Annotated in this window: 1 protein-coding gene and 1 pseudogene; both read left to right on the top strand. The window is 61.2% G+C overall.

The genetic code is table 11. The features are described 5' to 3' along the window. The coding region (locus V0R37_RS23420; RefSeq protein WP_420376519.1) for a hypothetical protein at positions 1 to 225 on the top strand (225 nt) is incomplete at its 5' end. 3 nt (positions 226 to 228) lie between these two features. Beyond that, positions 229 to 479 (top strand): annotated as a pseudogene (locus V0R37_RS23425) (ISL3 family transposase); the annotation flags it as partial.

Raw genomic sequence — 479 nt, forward strand, 5'->3', positions numbered from 1 at the left:
TTGTTTTTGCGAAGAACGAGCTTAATGGAGCGAATGCCGATGTCCCCAGTCGATTTTATCTTAGGACTCAGAGATTTGGTCATTGATCGCGTGGAGCGGCGCCGAGACATTCACGTCTGGGCCAGGCCCACCAAGCGCCCGGCGTGTGTGCACTGCCAGCAGTCGCCGGTACGCATCAAGGCGATGCATCAGCGCACGCTCAAGCACACGCGCCAAGGCAACTAGTTGATGGTGCTGCACCTGAGTGTGCCCAAGTATCACTGCACCGCTTGTAATCGCTACTTTCGACACCGGTTTGCCGGCATACGCCCGCGGCTGCGGGCCACCGAGGCGTATCGGCTGGAGGTATTTGAAGCGCATGAGGGCGGGGTCAGTCAGCGCAAGCTCACGGTCACGCATCAGATCGGCAGCGCCACGGTCGAGCGCTGGTACCAGTCGTTGGTGAGGCAGCGCGTCTCGGAGCTCTCGGGCCGGGCCTG

The organism is Pollutimonas rozaliensis (genome assembly GCF_048751585.1).
In the GTDB taxonomy this organism is placed as follows: Bacteria; Pseudomonadota; Gammaproteobacteria; order Burkholderiales; family Burkholderiaceae_B.